Origin of the sequence: Vallitalea longa (assembly GCF_027923465.1) — a bacterium.
In the GTDB taxonomy this organism is placed as follows: domain Bacteria; phylum Bacillota; class Clostridia; order Lachnospirales; family Vallitaleaceae; genus Vallitalea; species Vallitalea longa.
Window position 1 is genome coordinate 155,777 of sequence record NZ_BRLB01000003.1, and the last position, 24,138, is coordinate 179,914.

The following is a 24,138-nucleotide window of genomic DNA, read 5'->3' on the forward strand; positions in this document are numbered from 1 at the left end:
TGATGAAATTTTAACTAGAAATAGCAAAGGTTAAATGTTTATGGGAGGAATACGTATGATTACAATAAACAGAACATTAGGATTAGAAATTGATTAGAATAACATTAGAGAAAAATGTAGAAAAATAATTTAAAAAATATAAAAAATGACTGGAGTTGATATTATGAGTGACTTATCAATAATACAAGGAATCAGTAATATAAATGATACAGATCGTGGAAATGACATCAAGGAGGGATTACGAATGTCGGTTATAAGTATGGCAATGAATATTGGAACATTTAAAGTCAATTTAACTGTGAATAAAAGTTACAAGCTCGAAGATAAAAAAAATAAAAGACATATGAATACATCTAGAATCAGAAAAGCCATAAGGACTAAAGATGAAAAAATGATTGAACATTGTATGTGCAATTATATTAGATAATAAAATAAAAATAATATAATATTTAAATTGAAAAATGAGAACTAGATATACTTTTTGGTATATATTTAGTTCTTATTTTAGTATAATAATAGTTATAGAGTATAATAAACCTTTTTATATAAGTTTTAAATACTGAAAGGACGATAAAAATGAAAATAGATTTACATGTACATGCCAAGGAACGTTCAGCTTGTAGTATAGCCAGTGAGAAAGAACATATTGAATCTGCAATAAGGTTTGGGTTAGATGGTCTGGTTTTTACAGACCATAATAAAATATCTTCTGAAGAGCATATAGCTGATTTGAACAAGAAATACAGCCCATTTAGGATATATAGTGGAATAGAGATTACTATAAAAGATAAAGGCGAAGATATTTTAGTTATTGGTATTAACGATAGTATATTAGAAGAAAAAAATTGGTCATATGAGGAACTATATACATATGTTAAAAAAAATAGTGGATTCATTGCATTAGCACATCCCTATAGATATAAAGATCATGTAAATGTAGATATAGAGAATTATATACCAGATGCTATAGAAATACACTCAACCAATATAGGCAAAGATGATGAGCAAAACATTAAAAAATTAGCAAAAAAATTAAAAACAAGATTGATAAATAATTCTGATGGACATGATTCTAGGCATGTAGGAATTTATTACAATGAATTAAATTATACTCCAAAAGATAATGCTGAATTAGTAGAGATTCTAAAAACAGGAAAATATAAATATTCATCAAGTATTTATAGAATCAAGATGTTTAATGAAGAAGTCAGAAAGAAAGAAGAAATAATAAGAAAATTAATTAAAGAAGGTAAGGATAGGGAATTTTATCGAAAATTAACAGGAAACTGGGAAGGTGAATTTGATAGGGTTGCAATGGGTAAATCTTATGAAATATAATTTGTTGAATAAAAATTAGAATAAATTATTGAGAAAAGGAAGAAGGAATATTATGGAAAAGAGAATGAAATGGTTAGCTGAAGATAAAATTGCACATAGAGGATATCACAATGACAAATACCCTGAAAATTCTATAGGAGCTTTTAGAAGAGCTATCGACTACGGTTTTTCTATCGAATTGGACATACATCTGTTATTGGATGGAGAAATAGTCGTTTTTCACGATGACAATCTAAAAAGAGTAACAGAGATAGATAAAGATATCGAAAAATGCACATATGAAGATATTAGAAATATTAAGCTAATGAATACTCAAGAGAAGATTCCACTGTTTCAGGATGTATTAAATGAAGTTGATGGAAAAGTAGGAATTATGGTTGAACTGAAAAATAGAGGGAAAGCAGGAGCGTTAGAAGAAAAGGCTTATGATATGTTGAAAAAGTATAAAGGCAGATTTGTAGTACAGTCTTTTAATCCTTTATCGATGGAATGGTTTCATAAAAATGCACCACACATTGTTAGAGGACAGTTAGCTGGATACTTCAAACATGAGAAGGTATCATTAATCACTAAAATTGCTTTAAGGAATTTGTTGTTGAATTGCTTAAGTAAACCTGATTTCGTTAATTATGATATTGATTATTTGGACCGATTACCAATTAAGATATTAAAACTTAAAGGTAAATTTCTATTCGGTTGGACTGCAAAGAATGAGATAGAATATGAAAATGCATTAGGAGTATGCAAAAATGTAGTGTTTGAAAATTTTAATCCTATGAAAAAAAGTTTAGTGAAAAATAATACATTATAGAAAATTATGTTAATTTCACAATGGGCTTATAAACTTAGCTTGAAAGGGTTTTATGATTAATAAAAGTTACTAACTGGTATACCTATTTAATTATAAATAAGATGTTGACTTATTTAGAATATTCGTATAAATATTACTCAATCACCTCTTTATCGTGGTAAAACTCTAACTTATAATATAAATTTCAAAATATATTGATTATATTTATTGGATGGTTTACAATTTATATAGGCTATAAGTTATTTGCTTATGTTGATTACTTATAGTTACAATGTAGAAGAAATTTTTTTCTGTTACTAAACAATATACAAAAAATAAGTGGGGTGTTTTTATTGAATACTATTTATGTTGACGGTAATAATTTAACTCTAGAAGAACTAGTGAAGGTAGCAAGAGGTTATTGCGAAGTCGAAATTTCACAGGAAGCGATTCAAAAAGTTAATAAATCCAGAAAATATGTTGATAAGATAGTTGAAAAAGAAAAAATTGTTTATGGCATAACTACTGGATTTGGTAAATTTAGTAATGTAGTTATCTCTAAAGATCAGGTTGAGACTCTTCAATCTAGTTTAATCAAAAGTCATGCTTGCGGTGTTGGTAATCATTTTCCAGTAGAAACAGTAAGAGCAATTATGCTTCTTAGAGTTAATGCTTTAACGAAAGGTTATTCTGGTATAAGGTTATCAACGTTGAATACATTAGTTGAAATGATTAACAAACAAGTTCATCCAGCTATTCCGGAAAAAGGTTCACTAGGTTCAAGTGGTGATTTAGCGCCTCTAGCTCATATGGTATTAGTCATGTTGGGTGAAGGGGAAGCTTATTATAAAGGTGAGTTGTTAAGTGGTAAGGAAGCAATGGATAAGGCTGATATTAAACCTATTACCCTAAGTGCAAAAGAAGGTCTGGCATTAATAAATGGAACTCAAGTTCTTACAGCAGTAGGAGCATTAGCTACATATGATGCAATCAAACTTGCCAAATTATCAGATGTATCAGCATCACTTACTTTTGAAGCCTTACGTGGTATTACGGATGTTTTTGATGAAAAAGTACACCTATTAAGAAATCATATAGGTCAGATGAAATGTTCTAAAAATATGTTGAAGATTTTGGAAGGAAGTAATCTTACAACAAGACAAGGTGAAATAAAAGTACAAGATCCATATTCATTACGATGCGTTCCACAGATACATGGAGCAAGTAAGGATGCTATAAACTATGTATTAGATAAAGTAAACAAAGAAATAAATGCAGCAACAGATAATCCATTAATATTCTCTGACGAAGATGAAGTGATATCATGTGGTAATTTCCATGGTCAACCTATGGCTCTAGCATTTGATTTTCTAGGTATAGCTTTAGCAGAATTAGCTAACTCAGCAGAAAGAAGAATCGAAAGATTGGTCAATCCAGCTCTTAGTGGATTACCAGGATTCTTAACAGAACATGGTGGATTGAACTCAGGTTTCATGATTGCTCAATATACAGCAGCATCACTAGTTTCGGAAAACAAAGTGTTAGCTCATCCGGCTAGTGTTGATTCAATACCTTCATCAGCCAATCAAGAAGATCATGTAAGTATGGGATCTATAGCAGCAAGAAAAGCTAGAGATATTCTGTATAACACAACTAGGGTTATAGCAATTGAGCTATTGACTGCTGCACAAGGTTTAGAATTCAGAGAAGACAGAAGACTTGGAAAAGGTACAAGAATTGCCTATGAAATGGTAAGAGAAGAAGTAGATAAGTTATCAGAAGATAGAATCATGTATGTTGATATCGAGAAAATCATTAACTTAGTTACTAGTAATAAAATGATTAATCAAATAGAATCAAGTATTGGAGAATTATTGTAAAAATAAATTATTTTAAGGGGATGGCTTTTGTGTTAAGTAATCAAGAAATATTTAATATGATGGACATTAAATTAGACTTTGAAGGTGGTTTGCCAGAATATCCAGAATTTCAAGAAGGAGTAAGGAGAGCTCCTAAAAGAGAGTTTACATTAACAAAAGAAGAGACAGAACTAGCCCTTAAGAATGCATTGAGATATATACCAGAAGAATATCACAAGGAATTGGCACCAGAATTTTTACAAGAATTATTGACAAAAGGAAGAATATATGGTTATAGATTCCGTCCAGAAGGTAAGATAACAGGAAAACCTATAGATGAATATGAAGGAAAATGTACAGAAGGTAAAGCATTTCAAGTTATGATAGATAATAATCTGGATTTTGATATAGCTCTATATCCATATGAACTAGTTACTTATGGTGAATCGGGAAGCGTGTTTCAGAATTGGATGCAATATAGATTAGTTAAGAAATATCTACAAGAATTGACCACAGACCAAACTTTAGTTGTAGCTTCAGGTCATCCACTTGGACTATTCCATTCCAAATTAGAGGCACCAAGAGTAATAATAACCAATGGACTTATGGTTGGAGCATTTGATGATTATGAAAACTTCAATAGAGCTGCAGCATTGGGAGTTGCTAATTACGGACAGATGACAGCGGGTGGATGGATGTATATTGGTCCTCAAGGGATTGTTCATGGTACATACAGTACTCTTCTCAATGCAGGGAGATTAAAACTCAATATTGATGAAGATGAGGACCTGGCAGGTAAGTTATTCGTTTCTTCAGGACTTGGAGGTATGAGTGGAGCACAAGGAAAAGCAATAGTAATATCAGGTGGGGTTGGTATTATAGCTGAGGTGGATTATTCACGTATCAAAACTAGATATGACCAAGGTTGGATAAGTGAAATCACTAATACTCCAAAAGAAGCTTTCTTGTTAGCCAAGATATGCAAAGAAAATAATAAACCTTTTGCAATAGCTTATCATGGTAATATTGTTGATTTATTACAATACGCAGTTGAAGAAGATATACATATTGATTTGTTATCAGACCAAACATCTTGTCACGAAGTATATAACGGTGGATATTGTCCACAAGGTATTACTTTTGAAGAAAGAACCGAAATGTTGGAGAACGATAAAAAGAAATTCAAAGGTTTAGTTGATAAATCTCTTAAAAAACATTTTGAAATAATCAAGGAACTAGTGGAGAACGGAACTTATTTCTTCGACTATGGCAATTCCTTCATGAAAGCGATATACGATTCGGGAATAATAGAAATTTCTAAAAACGGAAGAAATGACAAAGATGGATTCATATGGCCATCATATGTTGAAGACATACTTGGACCACAATTATTTGATTTTGGATATGGACCATTTAGATGGGTTTGCTTAAGTAGAAAAGAAGAAGATCTAATAAAAACTGATAAAGCTGCTATGGATTGTATTGATCCTTCTAGAAGATATCAAGATAGAGATAACTATAATTGGATAAAAAATGCAGAAGAAAACAAATTAGTCGTAGGAACTAAGGCTAGGATATTGTATCAAGATGCTTTTGGAAGATTAAAGATAGCTCTCAAATTCAATGAATTAGTTAGAAACGGTGAAGTCGGTCCTATAATGCTTGGACGTGACCATCATGATACGGGAGGAACAGACTCACCATTTAGAGAAACTTCCAATATAAAAGATGGTAGCAACATTATGGCTGATGTTTCCACTCATATATTTGTAGGCAACAGTGCAAGAGGAATGAGTTTAGTGACTCTACACAATGGCGGAGGCGTCGGAATAAGTAAAGCCATAAACGGTGGATTCGGTATGGTACTTGATGGCAGCAGACGAGTAGATGAAATTCTTAAAAACGCTATTCTATGGGATGTTATGGGAGGTGTTGCAAGACGAGCTTGGGCGAGATGCGAAAATGCAGTTGAGACATGTATAGAATATAACGATATCATGAAAGGACTAGATCATATTACACTACCATTTATTGCTGATGATAAGATTGTTAAAGAAGAAGTTGAGAAAGCTTACAGTTAATAAGGAGGAAAGTTATGCAAAACAAGATTGTTGAGTGTGTACCTAATTTCAGCGAAGGAAGAGATTTAGATAAAATCGAAAAAATAGTAGAACCACTTCGTGGTAAAGAAGATGTGAAATTATTAAATTATGAAGCTGATAAAGATTACAATAGAGTAGTTGTTACTGTTATGGGTGAGCCTGAAGCTGTAAAAAACGCAGTTATCGAGGCTGTTGGTGTAGCAACTGAACTTATTGATCTTAATCACCATGAAGGACAACATTCAAGAATGGGTGCTACAGATGTTATTCCATTCATCCCAATTAAAAATATGACAACAGATGAATGCGTGAAACTAGCTAATGAAACTGGGAAAGAGCTTGCTGATAAATATGATATTCCAGTATTCTTATATGAAGATGCAGCTGTAACACCAAATAGAGTTAATCTAGCTAAGATCAGAAAAGGTCAATTCGAGGGGATGAAAGACAAGATCAAGCAACAAGAGTGGAAACCGGATTTTGGAAAGGCTGAGATACATAAAACTGCAGGAGCTACAGCAGTAGGTGCTAGAATGCCTTTAGTAGCTTACAATATTGACTTGGACACTCAAAATATTGATATCGCCAACAAGATATCTAAATGTATAAGACACTCTAGCGGAGGATTCAGGTATATTAAAGCAGGTGGTGTTAAAGTAGAGGAAAGAGGTATAACTCAAGTTACTATGAATATAACTAACTATACCAAAACTTCTATTTATCGTGTATTCGAAACAGTTAAGATGGAAGCGAAGAGATATGGTGTTAACGTTCTCGGAAGTGAAATCGTTGGATTGGTTCCTATGGAAGCTTTAGTTGATACAGCTTCATATTACTTAGGATTATATGGCTTTTCAATGGATAAAGTTATAGAAACAAATTTAATGGAATAAGTAAAGCGTAAACATGTTTCTAGTAATAGAGTTAGTAGTTAGTAAAGGGGATTAGGTATGAAAAGAATGATTATCAAAAATGCTAGTCAGCTAGTAACATGCAGTGGATTTACGGCAAAAAAAGGAAAAGATATGAATAATCTAGGTATAATAGAAAATGGTGCTGTTGTTATTCAAGAGGGAATAATAAAATGGGTTGGAAGAACACCTGACATACCTAGACAATATGAAAAAGTTGCAGAGGTCATTGATGCAACTGGTAAGACAGTCCTACCGGGATTTATTGATTCACACACCCATTTTGTATTTGGGGGCTATCGTGAAGAGGAATATTCATGGCGGCTGAAGGGTGACAATTACATGGAAATAATGCAGAAGGGTGGAGGAATAGTAAATACTGTAACTAAAACAAAAGAAGAAACCAAAGAATATTTAATAAGAATAGGTATGAAAAGGCTAGATTCCATGCTTACTTTTGGAGTCACTACCGTTGAAGGAAAGAGTGGTTATGGCTTGGATTATGAAACTGAGATTAAGCAGTTGGAAGTCATGAGAAAACTCAATCTTAGGCATAAGATTGATGTAGTACCCACTTTTCTTGGAGCACATGCTGTACCAAAGGATTATAGAGGCAAGGAAGATAAATTTATTGACTTGATGATTGATGAAGTATTACCTTATGTAGTAGATAAAGGATTGGCAGAATTTTGTGATGTTTTTTGTGAAAAAGGAGTTTTTTCTATAGAACAATCCGAGAAATTATTATTAGCAGCAAAAGAACAAGGGTTGAAATTAAAAATGCATGCAGATGAGATATATGATCTAGGAGGAGCTGGTTTGGCTGCTAAACTGAAAGCTGTTTCTGCAGATCATCTACTTATGGCTTCTGATGAAGGGATAAAAGAAATGGCAGAGAATAATGTGGTGGCTACTCTTTTGCCTGGTACGGCATTTAGTTTGAGAGAAGATTTCGCGAGAGCTAGATATATGATCGATAATAATTTAGCTGTAGCACTTGCCTCTGATTTCAATCCCGGAAGTTGTTTTACCGAGTCAATACCACTAATCATTGCATTAGCCACTCTTTATATGAATATGACTATAGAAGAAACCATAACAGCCCTAACCATTAATGGTGCTGCTGCTCTAGATAAGGCAGATTATATTGGAAGTATTGATGTTAACAAGAAAGGTGATATTGTCATACATGAATACCCTTCATATAAATTCATTCCTTATCATATAGGAGTTAGTACTGTTGAAACAGTAATTAAAGATGGGCAAGTAGTTTATTACAAATACGAACAATAGGTATGTAATTACGAAATCATTAATATTGAGGAGGTCAGTAAATCATGTTAGTTGATAAAAGTTTAGGTGAATTCCTAGATGCTACGGCATCGAATAATCCAGTACCCGGTGGAGGATCCATAGCTGCCAGCAGTGGTGCAACAGCTGCCGCATTAGTTGAAATGGTTGCGAACTTAACTATAGGAAAGAAAAATTATGAAGATGTTATGGATGAAATGACAGATATATCCAAGAAAGCTCATGACCTAAGAGAACAGCTGTTGAAATATGTTGATATCGATTCAGAAGCATTTAATAAAGTCATGAACGCATATAGATTACCAAAAGATACTGAGGAACAAAAAGTAGTAAGAAAAATGACAATTCAAAATGCAATGAAGTATGCTGCATCTGTACCATTAGAAGTTGCAAAAAAATCCTTTAGTATTATACAATTATCAGAAAAAGTTGTTGAGAAAGGAAATAAAAATGCTGTAACTGATGGAGCTGTATCAGCAATGATGGCACGAACTGCTGTATTGTCAGCTATATATAACGTAAGGATAAATCTGTCTTCAATAAAGGATAATGCTTATGTGGAAAAAATAGATAATGAAGTTAACAAAATCCAATCAAACACAATTGACTTGGAAAAACAGATATTGGATAAAGTAAAATTATAATATTTAATTATTTTTCTAAATATAGTTTCGGAGTTTATTAGGAGAATACATGTATAAATCAGCTTTTTGTTAGAATATTTTATCGAGTTGATATTCTATAAATGATTTAATATTAGCTATTTTGTATATATATTCTTCTACTATATCTGAGACTATTTTTTTTGTTGTTGTTTTATATAAAAAATGAGTTGTAATTTGCATTTGATTAGTAAAAAATTCTGAGAGGTATTAATTGCATGTATAATCATTGACAAAAATTATATTTGCATAAAATAGGTAATAATTATATAATGAAAGTATTGATTTGCATTTTTGACAAAATAGGTAACATTATAGGGATAAACAGATATTATGACATAATCTTGACAGTTGATTTTACTGGAGGTATTAAAATGAGAACCTTTTTAAGAGTAAAACCCTTATCTTATATAAGAGAAATTATATCCTTATTGATAATCATTATATCATTAGCTATAACTATTTTTATTGTGACCATGTCTTATAACAGATATGAATCTGATAGTAAAAAAATAAGAGAACAATATTATTCATACCACAAAAGAATAATAAAAAACGAAGTACAAAATATATGTAGGTATATGGATTATTACATAAGTAAATCAGAAGAAATATATATGGAGGACATTAAACAGCAAGTATATACAATATACGATATTATCGCTAATGAACATATTAATGCTAAAAATTCAAGACAAGATGTCAAAAACAAGATATCTAGTATACTGGATAATGTTACACCATATCCGTTGACTAGCTATTTTTTGGTAGAGTTGGATTCTGATAGGATGATTATACCTAGAGCTAATTCTAGTAATATAGATTTAGGTATATTGGAATTCCAAAACTATAGTGAGTTCAATAATATTATTGATCAGGTGCAAGAAAAGGGAGAAGGGTTTTACAATATAAATTGTATATTAGATGATAACAATGATGATAATTATAAACTATCTTTCGTTAAATATCTGGAACCTTTAAATGTAATCATTGGTTCGAGTGTAAATACTAAGGACATTGATGGAGTCATAAAAAAAGAACTGCTAGAAAGAATTAGAAGTTTTACATATGATATTGATGGTTATTTTTATGTGACCAATAAGGAAGGTAAGGCTTTAGTTTTTTCAAACAAAGATTATGTTGGAAAAGATATAAGCAATTTAAAAGATGATGATGGTTCTAGTATCTATGATGAAATAATTACTGATGTAGATAGAAATGGAGAAGGCTATATTGAATATAATTGGACTAAACCAGAAGCTGATGGTATGTTTTCTAAATTATCATATTTCAGAACATATGATAAATGTGATTGGATTATAGGAACAGGTGTTTATGAAAATGTTATCGAAGAAAATATATTAGCACTTGAATCTGATCTTAAAAATGAAATTAGGAGTAATTTGTTTCGGGTGTTATTAGTTATTGGATTATTGATATTCATATTATTGCTGTTTCAATTTTATTCTACTATCACTGAATTATCAGTAGACGGTATAATGATTATTGATTCAATGGGACAGGTACTTGATGTTAATAGAAAAGGTCTTGAACTTATAGGCATAACCCGTAGAAACATCAATGATATAAATGTCAATGATATTTTTAGGGATGATATTTCTACTAAAATGGGTATTAAAAAACATGTTAATATAGAGAGTGTATTGGACAATAGAAAAGGTAAAGAAATTCCTGTTGAGATACATATTAAGTTAGGCAAAATAAGAAAAAGAGAATATTATATTGCTTATCTCAGAGATTTGACAAAAAGGATTAGTTATGAGAAGAAATTAGAAGAATTAGCCCTTGTTGATGAATTAACAGGTATCCATAATAGAAGATTTATAATAAATGAAGTGAAATCAGTTATTAACGATCAAAAAGAGAATAAGAAGCCTGCTTCTATAGCTATGATAGATCTGGATTTGTTTAAGAATATAAATGATACATATGGTCATACATACGGAGATGAAATTCTAAAATATCTTGCTAACACTATTAAAGACAATATCAGAGAAATGGATTATATAGGAAGATATGGTGGAGAAGAATTTATAATTGTTTTTCCTGGAACTAACATAAAGTCAGCATATGTAATTTTAAATAGAATTAAAAATATTATTAAAAATCATACTTTTGAAGAAAAGAAATTGAAATTATCTTTCAGTGCTGGTATAGTAGAGATTAATAGAACTGATGTTCATAATAGTGCATCAGACTATATCAAAAAAGTTGATAAATTATTATATAAAGCAAAGGAAAATGGCAGAGATAGAATTGAAATATAAATATGCATAATAAAAATTAGCAGTAATAAATTTATTATGTAATAAATCTATGAAAGGAGAGAGTGAATGGAATATAAAAAATTCGGAAACAAGTATGTAATAAGATTTGACAGAGGTGAAGAAATCGTTGATTCACTTGCAAAACTATGTAAGAAGGAAAAGATAAATTTAGGTTCTGTAAGTGCTATTGGTGCAGCTAGCGAGGTTACATTAGGTATTTTTAATACTTTGGACAAATCATATAACGCTTCAACATTAAAAGGTGATCATGAAATTACAAGTATTGTAGGGAATATCTCTACAATGGATGGAGAGGTTTATCTGCACTTACATATTAATGTTTCCAATCATGCTAAACAAGTGTTTGGTGGACATCTTAATTCAGCTATTGTCTCAGCTACATGTGAGATGATCGTTGATGTTATTGATGGAGAAGTAGATAGGAAATTCAGTGATGAAATAGGACTTAATCTATTTGAAGTTTAATTAATATACATAAAAGGCTATCTTGTAATATGTTAGATATAATTACAAGACAGCCTTTTCTTATTAAATATCAATGTTCTATTTTCTTTTTTATTGAAATATTTTATCGATGACATTAGGCTACAATAATACTTCGCTGATTGCTCCAACAAGGTCTTTATCTAAATCGTATGTGTTGATGGAAGTTAATAATTTTAACTTATCAGTGGTGCAACGACATTCTGAGTAAACTTGATCTTTTAAGTCATATTCTATTTCTGCGTTATTTAAAATGGTAAATATTTTTTCTATATAGTCTTTGTTATCATCTAAAATATCATTATCGAGTAGATTGATAGTGTATGTCAAATCTTTTTTATAGTCAAGAATCGTTATTGTTAGAGAGTTGGTTTTGTCACAATAATCTATAGTGTATGGTGTATTACCTATATCAGTATTAATAGAGATATTGTTTGTTTTCTTGACACCTCTTAAGATGATTCTTATGGTTCTATTAGCAGGTATACAATCTGAATTACCTTTTACTTTATCAATTACAATTTTACCACTTGATTCAAATGTAGTAGTAATATTGGTAATAGCCTTAGAAGAATCAGTTTTAGTACCATTATCTTCAAAAAGGGTAAATGAATTGTTCTGTCCAGGGAAAACTAATATGTCTAGATTAATAGGGTTATCAATAGAATTATCACTTGTATCACTATTCATTGGTATTATAGCGCCAGCCTTAGCTAGAACGACTTGATTTTCTAAGCCTCTGTACATTAATATTTTTCTATTACCGTCATATACCTTACCTGTAAAGAAATCAATCCATTTCCCTTCTGGAAGCCATACTGTAGTCTTTGCTAATTTAGTCATAGGATTAATTTTTTCTGTTATGGCACTAACCATTAATTCACTTCCAAAGAAATATTGATTTTTCATGTCATAGCTGTTTTCAATAAAAGGATAGTGATAATACATAGGTCTTATAAAAGGAATACCTTCATCAGCTAGTTTATAATTCATAGTATATAAATAAGGTACTAATGAATGCCTTAATCTTAAGTAATTTTTTATTATCTTCTCTTCTTCCATATTATAATTCCAAGGTTCTTTTGACATAAAAGGATTGGAAGAACTATGTAATCTATTGATTGGACTGAATACACCGAATTGAACCCATCTTACAGTAAGCTCTCCATCTTTGTTTCCAAACATGTGACCACCAATATCATGACTCCACCAACAAAAACCAATATTTGAAGCTGTAGAAGTAAAATAAGGTTGAAAAGCATATGAATCCCATGAAACTATCGTATCACCAGAAAAACCAATTGGATATCTATGACTTCCGATACCAGCATATCTTGAGAATATTAATCCATTTTTGTTATTTCTATTTATATCTAGAAAATGATAGTGATTAAGCATCCATAATGGATCAAGACCTTCTATTGCCGTTACACCACCTTGTTGCCAATCAATCCACCAAAAATCAACACCTTGTTCTTCAAGAGGATGATGAAGATATTTGAAATAAGCTTCCATGAATCTGGAATCAGTTATATTAAAAGGAATAGGATCTTCGTTCTCGTAATCAACTCCAAGATCTTGAGCCATTGGTTGATACATATCTTCAAAACCTCTGACTCCACTTGCAGGATGAAGATTAAGTGTTACTTTATAGTTTTCATCATGAAGCCAATTAAGCATTCTGTCAGGATCAGGAAAGAAATCTTTATTCCAAGTATATCCTGTCCAGCTACTTCCATATTTAGGATCAATATCTACTAAGTGCCAGTCCATATCCATTACACATACTGAAAATGGAACATTTTCATCTCTGAATCTTGTCATTAGGTTCTTTAGTGACTCTTCGGTATATTTCCAATATCTACTCCACCAGTTACCTAAAGCATAGCGAGGAAGTAAAGGAGTGTGACCACATAATTCAAAAAAGTCTTTCATACATTGGAAGTAATCTCTTCCGTATCCAAAAAAGTAATTATCAATAACATCTTTTTCTCTTGGTTCCACCCAACCGTTTTCTTTGATAATCAGTGATTTGGAATCATCGAAATAGGAAAAACCATCTCTTGACAATATTCCATCTTCAAGAACCGTATCACCGTCTATATTATCAAGAGTTCTGCAGGTACCACCCAAAGTGTTGCACTTATCGCCATAATACCATGTGCTGCCATGATGAGTGAATTGACCTATAACATCAATATATAGGTTATTTTTACTGAATATACCTTTGTTATAATATAAGTGAAGGTTATTAGTTATAATTTCTAAATGATCGTCTTCATCAATAACTCTATAATCAACTAATGGAAAGGCTCTATTTACTACTGATTGAGTTGTTCTATCTTCAAATTCATTTTTCTCAGAATATTCTAGTCTTATGAGTTTTGAAGTCAGGACAGTAAATCTGTAATTTTGTCCTTGAACTATAGCTTCTTTTTTAGAAGTACCATTATAATTGTTTTTAAAATGTTTTTGTAATTTTTCCATTTTGTTCCTTTCTAGTGTAATAGGAAAATCCCTACTATCTATTTTATTGAAATCTTTAATGATTTTTACTCTTATCCTTTAACTGAAGATGCTGCTATACCGTCGATAAATCTTTTTTGGAAAATCAAGTATACAATAAGAACAGGTATGATGGATATAGTTGTTGCTGCAAACAATCCGCCGTAATCTGTACCATATCTGCCGTTAAACATTTTAAGTCCAACTGATAATACTTGTTTTTCTTCTGAGCTTATAATCAAATAAGGCCATAGATAATCTTCCCAAGACCAGAGAAATTGGAATATCGCTATACTTGATATAACATTCTGGGATAAAGGAAAAACTATTTTATGAAATATGAACCATTCAGAAGCCCCATCTATTCTAGCCGCTTCCAACATTTCATTAGGTATAGTTGAAATCGACTGTCTCATCATAAATATACCGAAACCACTTACGGCTGCAGGTATAATAATTGCCAAATAACTATCAAGCCATTTAAAATCCAACATCATACTGTATCTTGGAATTATAGTAACACACCAAGGTATCATCATAGTACCTAACACAAGACCAAACAGTAGATTTTTACCCCTGAATTTGTATTTGGCGAATACGAATCCTGATATTGTACTTGTGTAGATGACAATAGCTGTAATCGCAACGGATAAAAATAAACTGTTAGCGAAGAGTCTTAGAAAATTAAAGCTTTTCTGCACATTCACGTAGTTATTGAAGGTAAACAGTTTCGGTAAAAATGTAGGTGTTATCGAAGTAATTTCCGAATTGGTTTTAAAGGATGAGAATACCATCCATAAAAACGGAATTATAGTTATAACTACTAGAATTATAAGGACAAAATGTAATATTAGTGATTTTGCTTTTTTGCTCATTATTTCGCCCCTCCTTTTTCTTTATCTGATGTAATCTTGAATGCAAATACAGTAAATATAGCTATCACTATAAACATAACAAATGATATTGCTGATGCATAACCGAAATTATATTTTACGAAAGCTTCATCGAATATCAAGTATGAAGTAACGTAAGTTGATGTACCTGGACCTCCTTCGGTCATAACGAGTATCTGTATATAAGTCTGTAAATAAGATATGATAGAGGTAATTACAACAAATAATGTCATAGGTTTCAATAGAGGTAAAGTTATGTATCTGAATAAACTAAACCCAGAAGCACCATCAATTTCAGCAGCTTCATAACAGTCTTTTGGTAGTCCGTAAAGTCCAGCTAAAAATAAAACTACTGCATAACCATAATCTTTCCAGATTGTCATTGCAATTACTGAACCTAGGGCAGTATCCTTATTCAGTAACCAATTTATATTAGTACCCAATATTTGATTGATTAATCCCATTTGTGGATTGTACATCCAAACCCATACAAATGATACCGCTACAAGTGGTGTGACCACTGGCATATAAAATGCGGCTCTAAAGAATGTTTTACCTTTTACAATACTAGAATAAAGAATCAATGCTATTCCTAGTCCGATGACTATTCTAAAAAATATAACTACAATAGTAAATATAAGTGTATTACTTAGACTACTCCAGAAGAGGTCATTAGTAAATACTCTTGTATAATTTTCGAAACCAGTATAAATGAAATCTCCTTTTAGAGGATTCCATTTGTGAAAGCTACCAACAAAAGCCATTATTATAGGTATAACAAGAAATACTGCATAGAATATTATTAATCCTGTAACAACTATATTTTTTAGGGAGAAGATAGATTCTTTACGTAACGTCTTTGTTTTAGCCATTTTTTTCTCCTTATCTTTAATGGGGGCAACATGTAGTTGCCCCTAATATATTCTATTTATTTTCTATATGTTTATATTGACTTTCTACAGATGAAAAATCCACACCTTCCATATCTGCTTTGATTTTGTTATTACCATTTTCCAGTGAGTCTTCTATACTGGAATCATTATATATGATATCTTCAAATGATTGCTGTAAAGTTGTTTCAATCGTACTAGGAAATGGACCAGGCCAAATCAAATAATCCACAGTTGTTGATAGTGTTTTAAGTACTGGATGAGATAAAATATCAGCATCTTCAGCTAGTGTTTTCTTAGATGGGAAGATTGAATATTTTATACATAACTCTTTTAATGCTTCATCATTAGACATGAAATATCTAATAAAAGCTTGTGCTATTTCTTTAGAAGCATCATCAACAGTTGAACTTATACCAATAGTTGATTCACCGTTATAACGGTCGTAAGCGAAAGGTACATCTTTATCAGGTGTAGGTATTCTGAATACACCAAAGTTGATATCAGGATAATCATTTGATAATTGATTATAGTACCATCCCCATTTGTATACCATTGCAGATTGTCCTTGACCAAAACTTTCGGCATCTGTAACACCAAAATCTTTTGAACCTATGCCATGAACATTGTATAGATCAAGAAGGAACTGCATATTTTCTTTCATTGTATCATTGTTGATGTTTGGAGTCTTTCCGTCTTCTTTGAATAAAAGTTCTCCTTTCTGATAATTAAGTCCCATAATCATTGACTTGACATCAGAATTATAATTGAATCCTGCTTGAGTAATATTTCCTTTTGAATCTTTCTTAGTTAACTTTTTGGCAACTTCAATAAATTCATCCCATGTTGCTGGAATATCTTCATCAGTTAATCCTGCCTCTGTCCACATGTCTTTATTATAGAAGATACTACCTGTCATCATACCATAATCAATGTAATATACTTTATCATCGATAACGTGATTTTCAGCTCCTGTGAAATCAGCAGTAAGATCTTTTATATCAATATCATAAGGTTCCATATTGTTGATTAAATTATCATGTTGAGAGTTGTGAACACAAAATAGTGCAGGTCCTTCTCCGTTTTGAAGAGCTAGAGGAAGTTTAGTCCAGTAATCTCCCCAAGGATGAGATACTATTTTGATGCTGATGTTTGGATATATTTTTTCAAAACCATCTACTATAGATTGAAATATTTCTGCTGAATCCCAAACCCAAAATTCTACTTCTTTAGGTTCACCGTTATTAATTAAGATATTAGGATCAAACTTAACATTTTCACCAAGTACTGGTAAATTCTTTTCTTTGGTTGTATCCGTTTCTAATTTTTTAGAAGGTTTACTTTCTCCAGAAGAACAACCTACTAAAGATAATAATAAAGTAAATACTAAAATTGCACTAAATATTTTTTTCATGATATCCTCCTTAAGTAATTTAATGTTATTATGAGTTATTTCGAGTTTAACGGTAAACCGATTACTAAAACATAAACCGCTCTCTTGACATATGTAAGGTTTAGCGGTAAACTATATGCATAGTATAGCATTGATTCTTAAGTTTTGTCAAGAATTATTATATAATTTTTATACATGTTGTTAAATACTAACAAATGATAGTCATTGTTTACTATTAAAAAATACATATAGAATTGAGGAAAAATATATGACTATAAGAGATATCGCAAAAGTTGTTGGAGTAACACCTACAACAGTATCAAATGTTATTAATGGAAATTATAATAAAGTTTCACAAAAAACCATTGATAAAGTAAACAAAGTAATAGAAGAATCAGGATATATACCTAATAAAAATGCCAGGGCACTTGCAAACAATTCTTCTAAGATAATAGGAGTGATATTTCCAAAAACAAAAGAAGGATTTATGCAAAATCCATTTCATGCCCAGATTCTGACAGGTATAGAAAAGGTCATAAGTGCTAAGGAGTATTATCTTATGATAAAATCAATTGAAAAATATGAAGATATTTATCAGTTGATGCAAAATTGGAGTGTTGACGGTTTCATTATCCTTAGCCTTATAGGTTATCAACTACCGAAGCTGGAAAAATTCAAAAATGTTCCAGTTGTTTTTATAGATACCTATTATGAAGAACTCAAATACATCAATATTGGTTCGGATGACTATGGTGGTGAATACAAAGCTGCAAACCATTTATTGAAAATGGGACATGAATCAATAGGTTTCATATCTTATCATATAGATTACCCCAGTGTTATTAGTATGAGATTAAACGGGTTCAAAGATGCATTGGAAAATAAAGGGATACCTTTTGATTATTCAAAAGATGTACTAGAGATAGAAGAGTTCGATGCTCATGATGAAGAGTGTGTTAATAGAATCCTCGATTTTGCGAAAAATAAAACAGGAATATGTATCAGTGCCGATATATTGGCTATAGAGATAGTAGAAGTGTTAAAAGATAATGGATATATTATTCCTGATGATATGTCAATAATAGGCTTTGATAATGTATATTTATCTAGGTATGCCAATCCAAAACTTACAACCATAAATCAAGATATTATAGCAAAAGGGAATATAGCCGCAGAGAATTTAATTAACATGATTGAAAAAAATTATAGTAAAGAGCCAAATATAAAGATTCAAACAGATCTTGTTATAAGGGATTCAGTTAAAAAATTAGTGTAATAAATATTGTTGATTATTTCTTGTGTACAAAAAAAGGCAAACATAATGTTTGAAATTACCAACTTGAAAGCTTTGTTTTACTGTGATAAACTTTCCTATATATACACCAACCAACAAAATATTTTAGAAGTGGTGGTGTGTCAAAAGTCGTAATAAGGAAAAGGATAATAAAAATGGGTAAAAAACAAAAAAAGAAAAAGATTGTATGGCCGAAGTTCGTTGGAATAGTTCTTTTTATGGCCATCGGTGCTATATGTGGTTTATTAATAGCAAATTATATAGATTCCAACGCAGCAGAAGATATATCACTTGGAGAAGAGTTATTAACCTTTTTCTCTTTAATAATTGTAATGTATATTTCCATCTTTATTCATTTAATCATTCATGAGGCAGGACATCTGATATTTGGTTTAATGACCGGATACAGTTTTAGTTCTTTCCGCATTATGAGTTTTATGTGGGTTAAAGAAAATTATAAGATTAAATTTAAAAGACTTACTCTTGCTGGAACAGGGGGACAATGCCTTATGACTCCTCCCCAGCTGGTTGATGGGAAAATACCTGTTGTGCTCTATAATCTTGGTGGTTCATTTATGAATATCATCACAGGGCTTATTTTTCTCGGTATGTACTTTGTTTTTCAAAGTATACCATTTCTTTCTACGGTAATGTTGATGATGGTGGCTGTTGGTTTTGTTCTTGCTATTATGAATGGTGTGCCCATGCGAATGGGTATCATTGATAATGATGGCTATAACGCATACGCATTGAGTCGTAACCGTGATGCGCTACGTTCTTTTTGGGTACAAATGAAAGCAAATGAACAACTTACAAAAGGGATACGACTTAAAGATATGCCTGATGAATGGTTTACTACTCCGTCAGACGAGGAAATGAAAAACAGCATGGTTGCTGTAAGGGGTGTATTTGCTTGTAGCCGTATGATTGATACACAAAGTTTTGCTCAAGCATATAAACTCATGACTCATTTTCTTGAAATTGATAGTGCTATTGTAGGGCTTCACCGTAGACTTATGGTTTGTGACTGTGCTTATTGTGAACTAATCGGTGAAAACCGATCGGATGTTTTGAAACAGCTATTTACCAAAAAACAGATAAAATTTATGAAGTCAATGAAAAAATTTCCCTCTGTTTTGCGGACCGAATATTCATATGCCTTACTATCTGAAAAGGATTTGGTAAAAGCAGAAGGCATTAAAGTGAAGTTTGAAAAATGTGCAAAAACCTATCCCTATCCAAGTGAAATTCAGGCGGAACGAGAATTAATGGATATTGCGGAACAAAAAAGCAAGAATATATAATAAAGAAATTGATGAAATAAAAATCATTATTCTACAAATAATACCTTTTATTTAATTATTAAACTAGTCTGGATGCTAATAATCTGCATTCGGACTAGTTTTATTTATATTGTCTATATATATAAAAGGTAAAAGACTATAATTAGTGAAAATCCAAGTTTTTATTACATAAAGTATATTTAATTACAATGCTATTGTAGAAAAAAACACAAATAATTAAGAGAATTTTGGAATTAATTCTTGACATCAAAGTATAATGATGTTACTATACTTACATAATTAGATTTAACGTTAAACTAACAATATCATCAATGCAGACATCATGTTTTACATTAAAAATTACCAATAAAACATAACAACTTTTGAAAACAGTATATCTATTATTGCAATAATTTAGGTGTTTTCATCAAAAAAGGAAGGCATGATGAATAATGTATCAAAAACTATTTAAGTCTAATCATTTATGGAAAAGAATATCAAGAAATAGGGGTCTCTATCTATTGTTATTACCATCTTTAATAATATTGATCTGTTTTAGTTACATACCAATGTATGGGGTTCTGATTTCATTTAAGGACTACAAAGGTTCTCTTGGTATTATGGGTAGTCCATGGGCTGACCCTTGGTACAAATATTTTATTAAATATTTTAATTCTTATCAATTTGTCAGTACAATTAAAAATACTTTGGTCTTAACAGGTTATAATTTATTGGTCGGCTTTCCTATACCAATAATCTTTGCACTAGCAATTAACCAAATGAGAAATAACAAGTACAAAAAAACATTTCAGACTATTTCATATATGCCTCACTTTATTTCTACGGTAGTAATAGTCGGAATAATTAATCTGATTTTTTCACCTGGAACAGGATTAATTGGTCAGATATATGATTTGTTCGGGGCAAAGGCACCAAATCTATTGGGTAGTACTTCAGCTTTCAAACATCTGTATGTATGGTCGGATATATGGCAACATATGGGATGGGATTCCATAATCTATATTGCTGCGTTATCATCTGTAGATCCTAATCTATATGAAGCTGCTAGTATTGATGGTGCAAGTCAGTTCCAAAAAATATTGTATGTAGATATTCCAATGTTGATACCTACGGCTATGACATTATTGATACTGAGATGTGGTGGACTCATGGCTCTGGGCTTCGAAAAAGTATACCTTATGCAAAATGACCTTAATCTCTTGAATAGTGAAGTTATTTCTACATATGTCTATAAATTGGGAATGAAAAGTTCACAATACAGTTATTCCTCAGCAGTGAACTTGTTCAGTACAATAATTAACTTCATACTTCTGATATCTGTCAACAAATTTAGCAGAAAAGTATCTGATAACAGCTTATGGTAGAGGGGAGGCATAATAATGGGCTATACAAAAAAAAGAAAGAAATTCACTAAGTTCGATATTATATTATATTCGTTATCAATTATTGTACTAATACTTATTCTTTATCCAATATATTTTGTTGTTACTGCATCCTTCAGTAATCCTGCGGCTGTGGCAAGCGGTAATGTGTGGTTATGGCCGAAAGGATTTACTTTGGAAGGTTATACAGAACTTCTGAAGCACAAAGATATATGGATAGGATATAAAAATACAATTTTATATACAATAGCAGGAACTGCAATCGGTGTTTTCGTTAATGTAACTGCTGCTTATACATTATCCAGAAAAGATTTCGTAGGTAGAAAATTCTTCATGCTACTATTTGTATTTACCATGTTTTTTAATGGAGGATTGATACCAACATTTCTTACTATAAAGAATTTTGGACTCTATGACAAGTTCTGGGTTATTGTACTTCCATTTTCAGTATCTGCATTTAATATAATTGTAGCTAGAACGTTTTTTCAGAATTCCATTCCAGAAACTTTATGGGATCAAGCTAGAATTGATGGATGTGGTAATATAAGATATTTCGTTCAGATTGTATTACCTCTATCAAAAGCTATAGTATCAGTTTTGGGACTTTGGATAGCAGTTGGTCAATGGAACTCATATTTTAATGCATTAATTTATTTGAAGAGCAGTAGTCTGCATCCTCTTCAACTGATACTAAGGAATATTTTGATTACTAATAACATGCAGACTGCAATTGGTAGTGGTGAAGCAGCACAGATTGCACTACGAAGGGCTAATCTTATGAGGTATTCAGTGATAGTAGTATCTACACTTCCAATTATGTGTGTATACCCATTTGTTCAGAAATATTTTAACAAAGGTGTAATGATTGGAGCAGTGAAAGGGTGAGAGTTAGTTTTATAAATTTAAATAGAATACAATCAAAATTTATGATTTTCTATACTAAGGAGGAATTAACAATGAGAAATCAAACAACAAAGTTATCTATGAAAAAGACTATAAGTCTTTTAGTTGTAGCAGTATTAATGATTACATGTGTTACAGGATGTGGGTCCAAGAACGAGAAATCAAATGATGGTGGTGCAACAGAAGTTGCAGGAACTGCTGATAGCAATTTCAACAAAGAAGGATTACCTATAGTTAATGAACCTGTAACGTTAACCGTATTAACTACTAGATGGGGTAATATGGGAGATAGCTTCACACAAAATCAATTCTTGAAAGATCTGGAATCCAAGACAAATGTAAAAATAGAGTGGCAAGTTCAATCATTAAGTGATTGGGAAGAACAAAGAGGAATATTGTTAGCTGGAGGAGAACTACCTGATATTATTCTTGGAAACAAAACATTTGAAGATACTAACGTTCTAAATAATATAGAGATGTTTTTACCACTTGATGATATAGTAGATGAGTATATGCCTAATTACAAGAAGGCTTTAACAGATATGCCAGATCTAAAAAAGACAGTTACATATTTAGATGGGAAAATGTACTCAATGGGTAAGAATCTTCCATGTCGACCTGTTGTGTGTAACCAACCTATTATCAACAAAGTTTGGTTAGATAGATTGGGATTAGATGAACCAACTGATATTGATCAGTTACATTCAGTACTAAAAGCGTTCAAAGAAAAAGATGCTAATGGTAATGGTGACCCTGATGATGAAATACCTATAACAGGAAGTAAAGGTCTTTCCATGGACTTACTTAATCCTTTTGGTATAACTGATGTAAATGGAGCCATGATGCTTGTTGATGAAGATGACACACTAACATTTTATCCAACATGTGAACAATATAAAAAAGGTATAAAATGGCTTCATGAATTATATAATGAAGGTATTATCGATGCAGAAGCTTTTACACAAGATGATACTATGTCTCTAGGTAAGAACCAAGATCCTAATGTTTCAAGAGTAGGTTTTTCATATAACTGGATTCCAGATGCTGTATATGGACAATGGAAAGATGAATATATTGCATTAGCACCTATTGCTGGATCAGATGGAAAAAGATATGCTGGTGGAGATAAAAATGGTATTAGTGCTATAGAACGTAATGAAGCTTTAATATCAAAAGATTGTAAACATCCTGAAATAGCTGCTCGTTGGCTTGATGAATTCTATACAGGTGAAGCAAGTATCCAGAATTTCTGGGGAGCTATAGGAACAGTTATATCTAAAAATGATGATGATACTTATACTCTTAACAATCCTCCAGAGGGAACTAGTGCTGATGGTTGGTATTGGGACCAGAGCCTAAGAGATTTTGGACCAAAATATGTAAGCGAAGAATTCCAAGAGAAAATCAAATTATCACCTGAAAGTGGAGATGGATTGAAACTTGAATTAAGTAAATTAGGAGAAGATTATATCACTAAATCGTATCCAAAAGTATTATTGAGTTCAGAAGAAATAGAAGAATTGGCTTCGTTGGAAACAGATATCAATAAATTTATTGAAGTTACTAGAGCTGATTGGGTAATTAATGGTAATGTAGATGAAGGTTGGGATGAGTATGTCAATAAATTGAATGAAATGGGATTAGAACGTTTGATTCAAATTCGTACTGATGCAATGGAGCGTTATACAAAAGATGAATAATATTTATTTTACTATAGCTTAATGGATGATATGTTAATAAGGGGTTGTTCTGTAATATTTCGGTTTTATCCTAATATAGGCTTTCCTCTTAATGTAATAATATGAAATT

At 31.4% G+C, this 24,138-nt stretch carries 19 protein-coding genes; 15 read left to right on the top strand and 4 right to left on the bottom strand.

What is annotated here, in order from left to right; all coding sequences use genetic code 11:
- Positions 1–163 precede the first annotated feature (163 nt).
- The 10 genes from QMG30_RS08685 (at position 164) to QMG30_RS08730 (ending at position 11,747) form a co-directional block, all read left to right on the top strand.
- A complete protein-coding gene (locus QMG30_RS08685) occupies positions 164–427 on the top strand; it encodes a hypothetical protein (RefSeq protein WP_281814614.1) in 264 nt (87 codons plus the stop codon).
- A gap of 149 nt (positions 428–576) precedes the next feature.
- Positions 577–1,338, top strand: coding sequence for a PHP domain-containing protein (locus QMG30_RS08690; protein WP_281814617.1), 762 nt, complete (start codon positions 577–579; stop codon positions 1,336–1,338).
- A 52-nt stretch (positions 1,339–1,390) separates the two neighbouring features.
- Positions 1,391–2,149 (top strand): glycerophosphodiester phosphodiesterase family protein, encoded by a 759-nt coding sequence (locus QMG30_RS08695; RefSeq protein WP_281814620.1) that lies wholly within the window; start codon positions 1,391–1,393, stop codon positions 2,147–2,149.
- A 332-nt stretch (positions 2,150–2,481) separates the two neighbouring features.
- Positions 2,482–4,008, top strand: coding sequence for a histidine ammonia-lyase (gene hutH / locus QMG30_RS08700; RefSeq protein ID WP_281814623.1), 1,527 nt, complete (start codon positions 2,482–2,484; stop codon positions 4,006–4,008).
- Positions 4,009–4,064: 56 nt separating this feature from the next.
- Positions 4,065–6,068, top strand: a complete 2,004-nt coding sequence (hutU, locus tag QMG30_RS08705) for a urocanate hydratase (protein ID WP_434784552.1) — start codon at positions 4,065–4,067, stop codon at positions 6,066–6,068.
- 14 nt (positions 6,069–6,082) lie between these two features.
- Positions 6,083–6,982 carry a glutamate formimidoyltransferase gene (ftcD, locus tag QMG30_RS08710; protein ID WP_281814629.1) on the top strand — a complete coding sequence of 300 codons (900 nt, stop codon included), beginning with the start codon at positions 6,083–6,085 and terminating at the stop codon, positions 6,980–6,982.
- Between the two features lie 57 nt (positions 6,983–7,039).
- The gene (gene hutI, locus QMG30_RS08715; RefSeq protein WP_281814632.1) at positions 7,040–8,293 is read left to right on the top strand and encodes an imidazolonepropionase; all 1,254 of its coding nucleotides are present in this window, start codon (positions 7,040–7,042) and stop codon (positions 8,291–8,293) included.
- 44 nt (positions 8,294–8,337) lie between these two features.
- Complete coding sequence (locus QMG30_RS08720) at positions 8,338–8,955, top strand: cyclodeaminase/cyclohydrolase family protein (RefSeq protein WP_281814635.1); 618 nt, start codon at positions 8,338–8,340, stop codon at positions 8,953–8,955.
- Between the two features lie 392 nt (positions 8,956–9,347).
- Positions 9,348–11,261: a cache domain-containing protein gene (locus QMG30_RS08725; protein WP_281814638.1), complete on the top strand. Its 1,914-nt coding sequence runs from the start codon at positions 9,348–9,350 to the stop codon at positions 11,259–11,261.
- 66 nt (positions 11,262–11,327) lie between these two features.
- Positions 11,328–11,747 carry a PPC domain-containing DNA-binding protein gene (locus tag QMG30_RS08730; protein ID WP_281814641.1) on the top strand — a complete coding sequence of 140 codons (420 nt, stop codon included), beginning with the start codon at positions 11,328–11,330 and terminating at the stop codon, positions 11,745–11,747.
- Between the two features lie 120 nt (positions 11,748–11,867).
- Here QMG30_RS08730 and QMG30_RS08735 read toward each other — a convergent pair whose 3' ends face one another.
- The 4 genes from QMG30_RS08735 to QMG30_RS08750 form a co-directional block, all read right to left on the bottom strand.
- Positions 11,868–14,252 (bottom strand): glycoside hydrolase family 31 protein, encoded by a 2,385-nt coding sequence (locus QMG30_RS08735; RefSeq protein WP_281814644.1) that lies wholly within the window; start codon positions 14,250–14,252, stop codon positions 11,868–11,870.
- Positions 14,253–14,323: 71 nt separating this feature from the next.
- Positions 14,324–15,145, bottom strand: a complete 822-nt coding sequence (locus QMG30_RS08740) for a carbohydrate ABC transporter permease (protein ID WP_281814647.1) — start codon at positions 15,143–15,145, stop codon at positions 14,324–14,326.
- Positions 15,145–16,035 (bottom strand): carbohydrate ABC transporter permease, encoded by an 891-nt coding sequence (locus QMG30_RS08745; RefSeq protein ID WP_281814650.1) that lies wholly within the window; start codon positions 16,033–16,035, stop codon positions 15,145–15,147. Before QMG30_RS08745 ends, QMG30_RS08740 begins: the two co-directional genes overlap by 1 nt.
- Before the next feature lie 52 nt (positions 16,036–16,087).
- Positions 16,088–17,467, bottom strand: a complete 1,380-nt coding sequence (locus QMG30_RS08750; protein WP_281814653.1) for an ABC transporter substrate-binding protein — start codon at positions 17,465–17,467, stop codon at positions 16,088–16,090.
- Between the two features lie 232 nt (positions 17,468–17,699).
- Here QMG30_RS08750 and QMG30_RS08755 point away from each other — a divergent pair, with 232 nt between their 5' ends.
- The 5 genes from QMG30_RS08755 to QMG30_RS08775 all read left to right on the top strand — a co-directional run bounded on the left by QMG30_RS08755 (position 17,700) and on the right by QMG30_RS08775 (position 24,029).
- On the top strand, positions 17,700–18,722 hold the full coding sequence (locus QMG30_RS08755) for a LacI family DNA-binding transcriptional regulator (RefSeq protein ID WP_281814839.1): 1,023 nt from the start codon (positions 17,700–17,702) through the stop codon (positions 18,720–18,722).
- 173 nt (positions 18,723–18,895) lie between these two features.
- Entirely contained in the window at positions 18,896–20,044 is a 1,149-nt protein-coding gene (locus QMG30_RS08760) for a M50 family metallopeptidase (RefSeq protein WP_281814656.1), read from the top strand.
- 500 nt (positions 20,045–20,544) lie between these two features.
- Positions 20,545–21,408: an ABC transporter permease gene (locus tag QMG30_RS08765; RefSeq protein WP_281814659.1), complete on the top strand. Its 864-nt coding sequence runs from the start codon at positions 20,545–20,547 to the stop codon at positions 21,406–21,408.
- 15 nt (positions 21,409–21,423) lie between these two features.
- Positions 21,424–22,311, top strand: coding sequence for a carbohydrate ABC transporter permease (locus QMG30_RS08770; RefSeq protein ID WP_281814664.1), 888 nt, complete (start codon positions 21,424–21,426; stop codon positions 22,309–22,311).
- 71 nt (positions 22,312–22,382) lie between these two features.
- Complete coding sequence (locus QMG30_RS08775; RefSeq protein ID WP_281814667.1) at positions 22,383–24,029, top strand: type 2 periplasmic-binding domain-containing protein; 1,647 nt, start codon at positions 22,383–22,385, stop codon at positions 24,027–24,029.
- Positions 24,030–24,138: the final 109 nt, after the last annotated feature.

What these genes read in the sequence shown, in the direction of transcription:
- QMG30_RS08750 (WP_281814653.1), bottom strand. Translation starts at nt 17,467, where the DNA reads ATGAAAAAAATATTTAGTGCAATTTTAGTATTTACTTTATTATTATCT.
- QMG30_RS08775 (WP_281814667.1), top strand. Translation starts at nt 22,383, where the DNA reads ATGAGAAATCAAACAACAAAGTTATCTATGAAAAAGACTATAAGTCTT.
- QMG30_RS08685 (WP_281814614.1), top strand. Translation starts at nt 164, where the DNA reads ATGAGTGACTTATCAATAATACAAGGAATCAGTAATATAAATGATACA.
- hutU (WP_434784552.1), top strand. Translation starts at nt 4,065, where the DNA reads ATGATGGACATTAAATTAGACTTTGAAGGTGGTTTGCCAGAATATCCA.
- QMG30_RS08745 (WP_281814650.1), bottom strand. Translation starts at nt 16,035, where the DNA reads ATGGCTAAAACAAAGACGTTACGTAAAGAATCTATCTTCTCCCTAAAA.
- QMG30_RS08735 (WP_281814644.1), bottom strand. Translation starts at nt 14,252, where the DNA reads ATGGAAAAATTACAAAAACATTTTAAAAACAATTATAATGGTACTTCT.
- QMG30_RS08725 (WP_281814638.1), top strand. Translation starts at nt 9,348, where the DNA reads ATGAGAACCTTTTTAAGAGTAAAACCCTTATCTTATATAAGAGAAATT.
- QMG30_RS08730 (WP_281814641.1), top strand. Translation starts at nt 11,328, where the DNA reads ATGGAATATAAAAAATTCGGAAACAAGTATGTAATAAGATTTGACAGA.
- QMG30_RS08770 (WP_281814664.1), top strand. Translation starts at nt 21,424, where the DNA reads ATGGGCTATACAAAAAAAAGAAAGAAATTCACTAAGTTCGATATTATA.
- QMG30_RS08760 (WP_281814656.1), top strand. Translation starts at nt 18,896, where the DNA reads ATGGGTAAAAAACAAAAAAAGAAAAAGATTGTATGGCCGAAGTTCGTT.
- QMG30_RS08695 (WP_281814620.1), top strand. Translation starts at nt 1,391, where the DNA reads ATGGAAAAGAGAATGAAATGGTTAGCTGAAGATAAAATTGCACATAGA.
- QMG30_RS08720 (WP_281814635.1), top strand. Translation starts at nt 8,338, where the DNA reads ATGTTAGTTGATAAAAGTTTAGGTGAATTCCTAGATGCTACGGCATCG.
- ftcD (WP_281814629.1), top strand. Translation starts at nt 6,083, where the DNA reads ATGCAAAACAAGATTGTTGAGTGTGTACCTAATTTCAGCGAAGGAAGA.
- hutI (WP_281814632.1), top strand. Translation starts at nt 7,040, where the DNA reads ATGAAAAGAATGATTATCAAAAATGCTAGTCAGCTAGTAACATGCAGT.
- QMG30_RS08690 (WP_281814617.1), top strand. Translation starts at nt 577, where the DNA reads ATGAAAATAGATTTACATGTACATGCCAAGGAACGTTCAGCTTGTAGT.
- QMG30_RS08740 (WP_281814647.1), bottom strand. Translation starts at nt 15,145, where the DNA reads ATGAGCAAAAAAGCAAAATCACTAATATTACATTTTGTCCTTATAATT.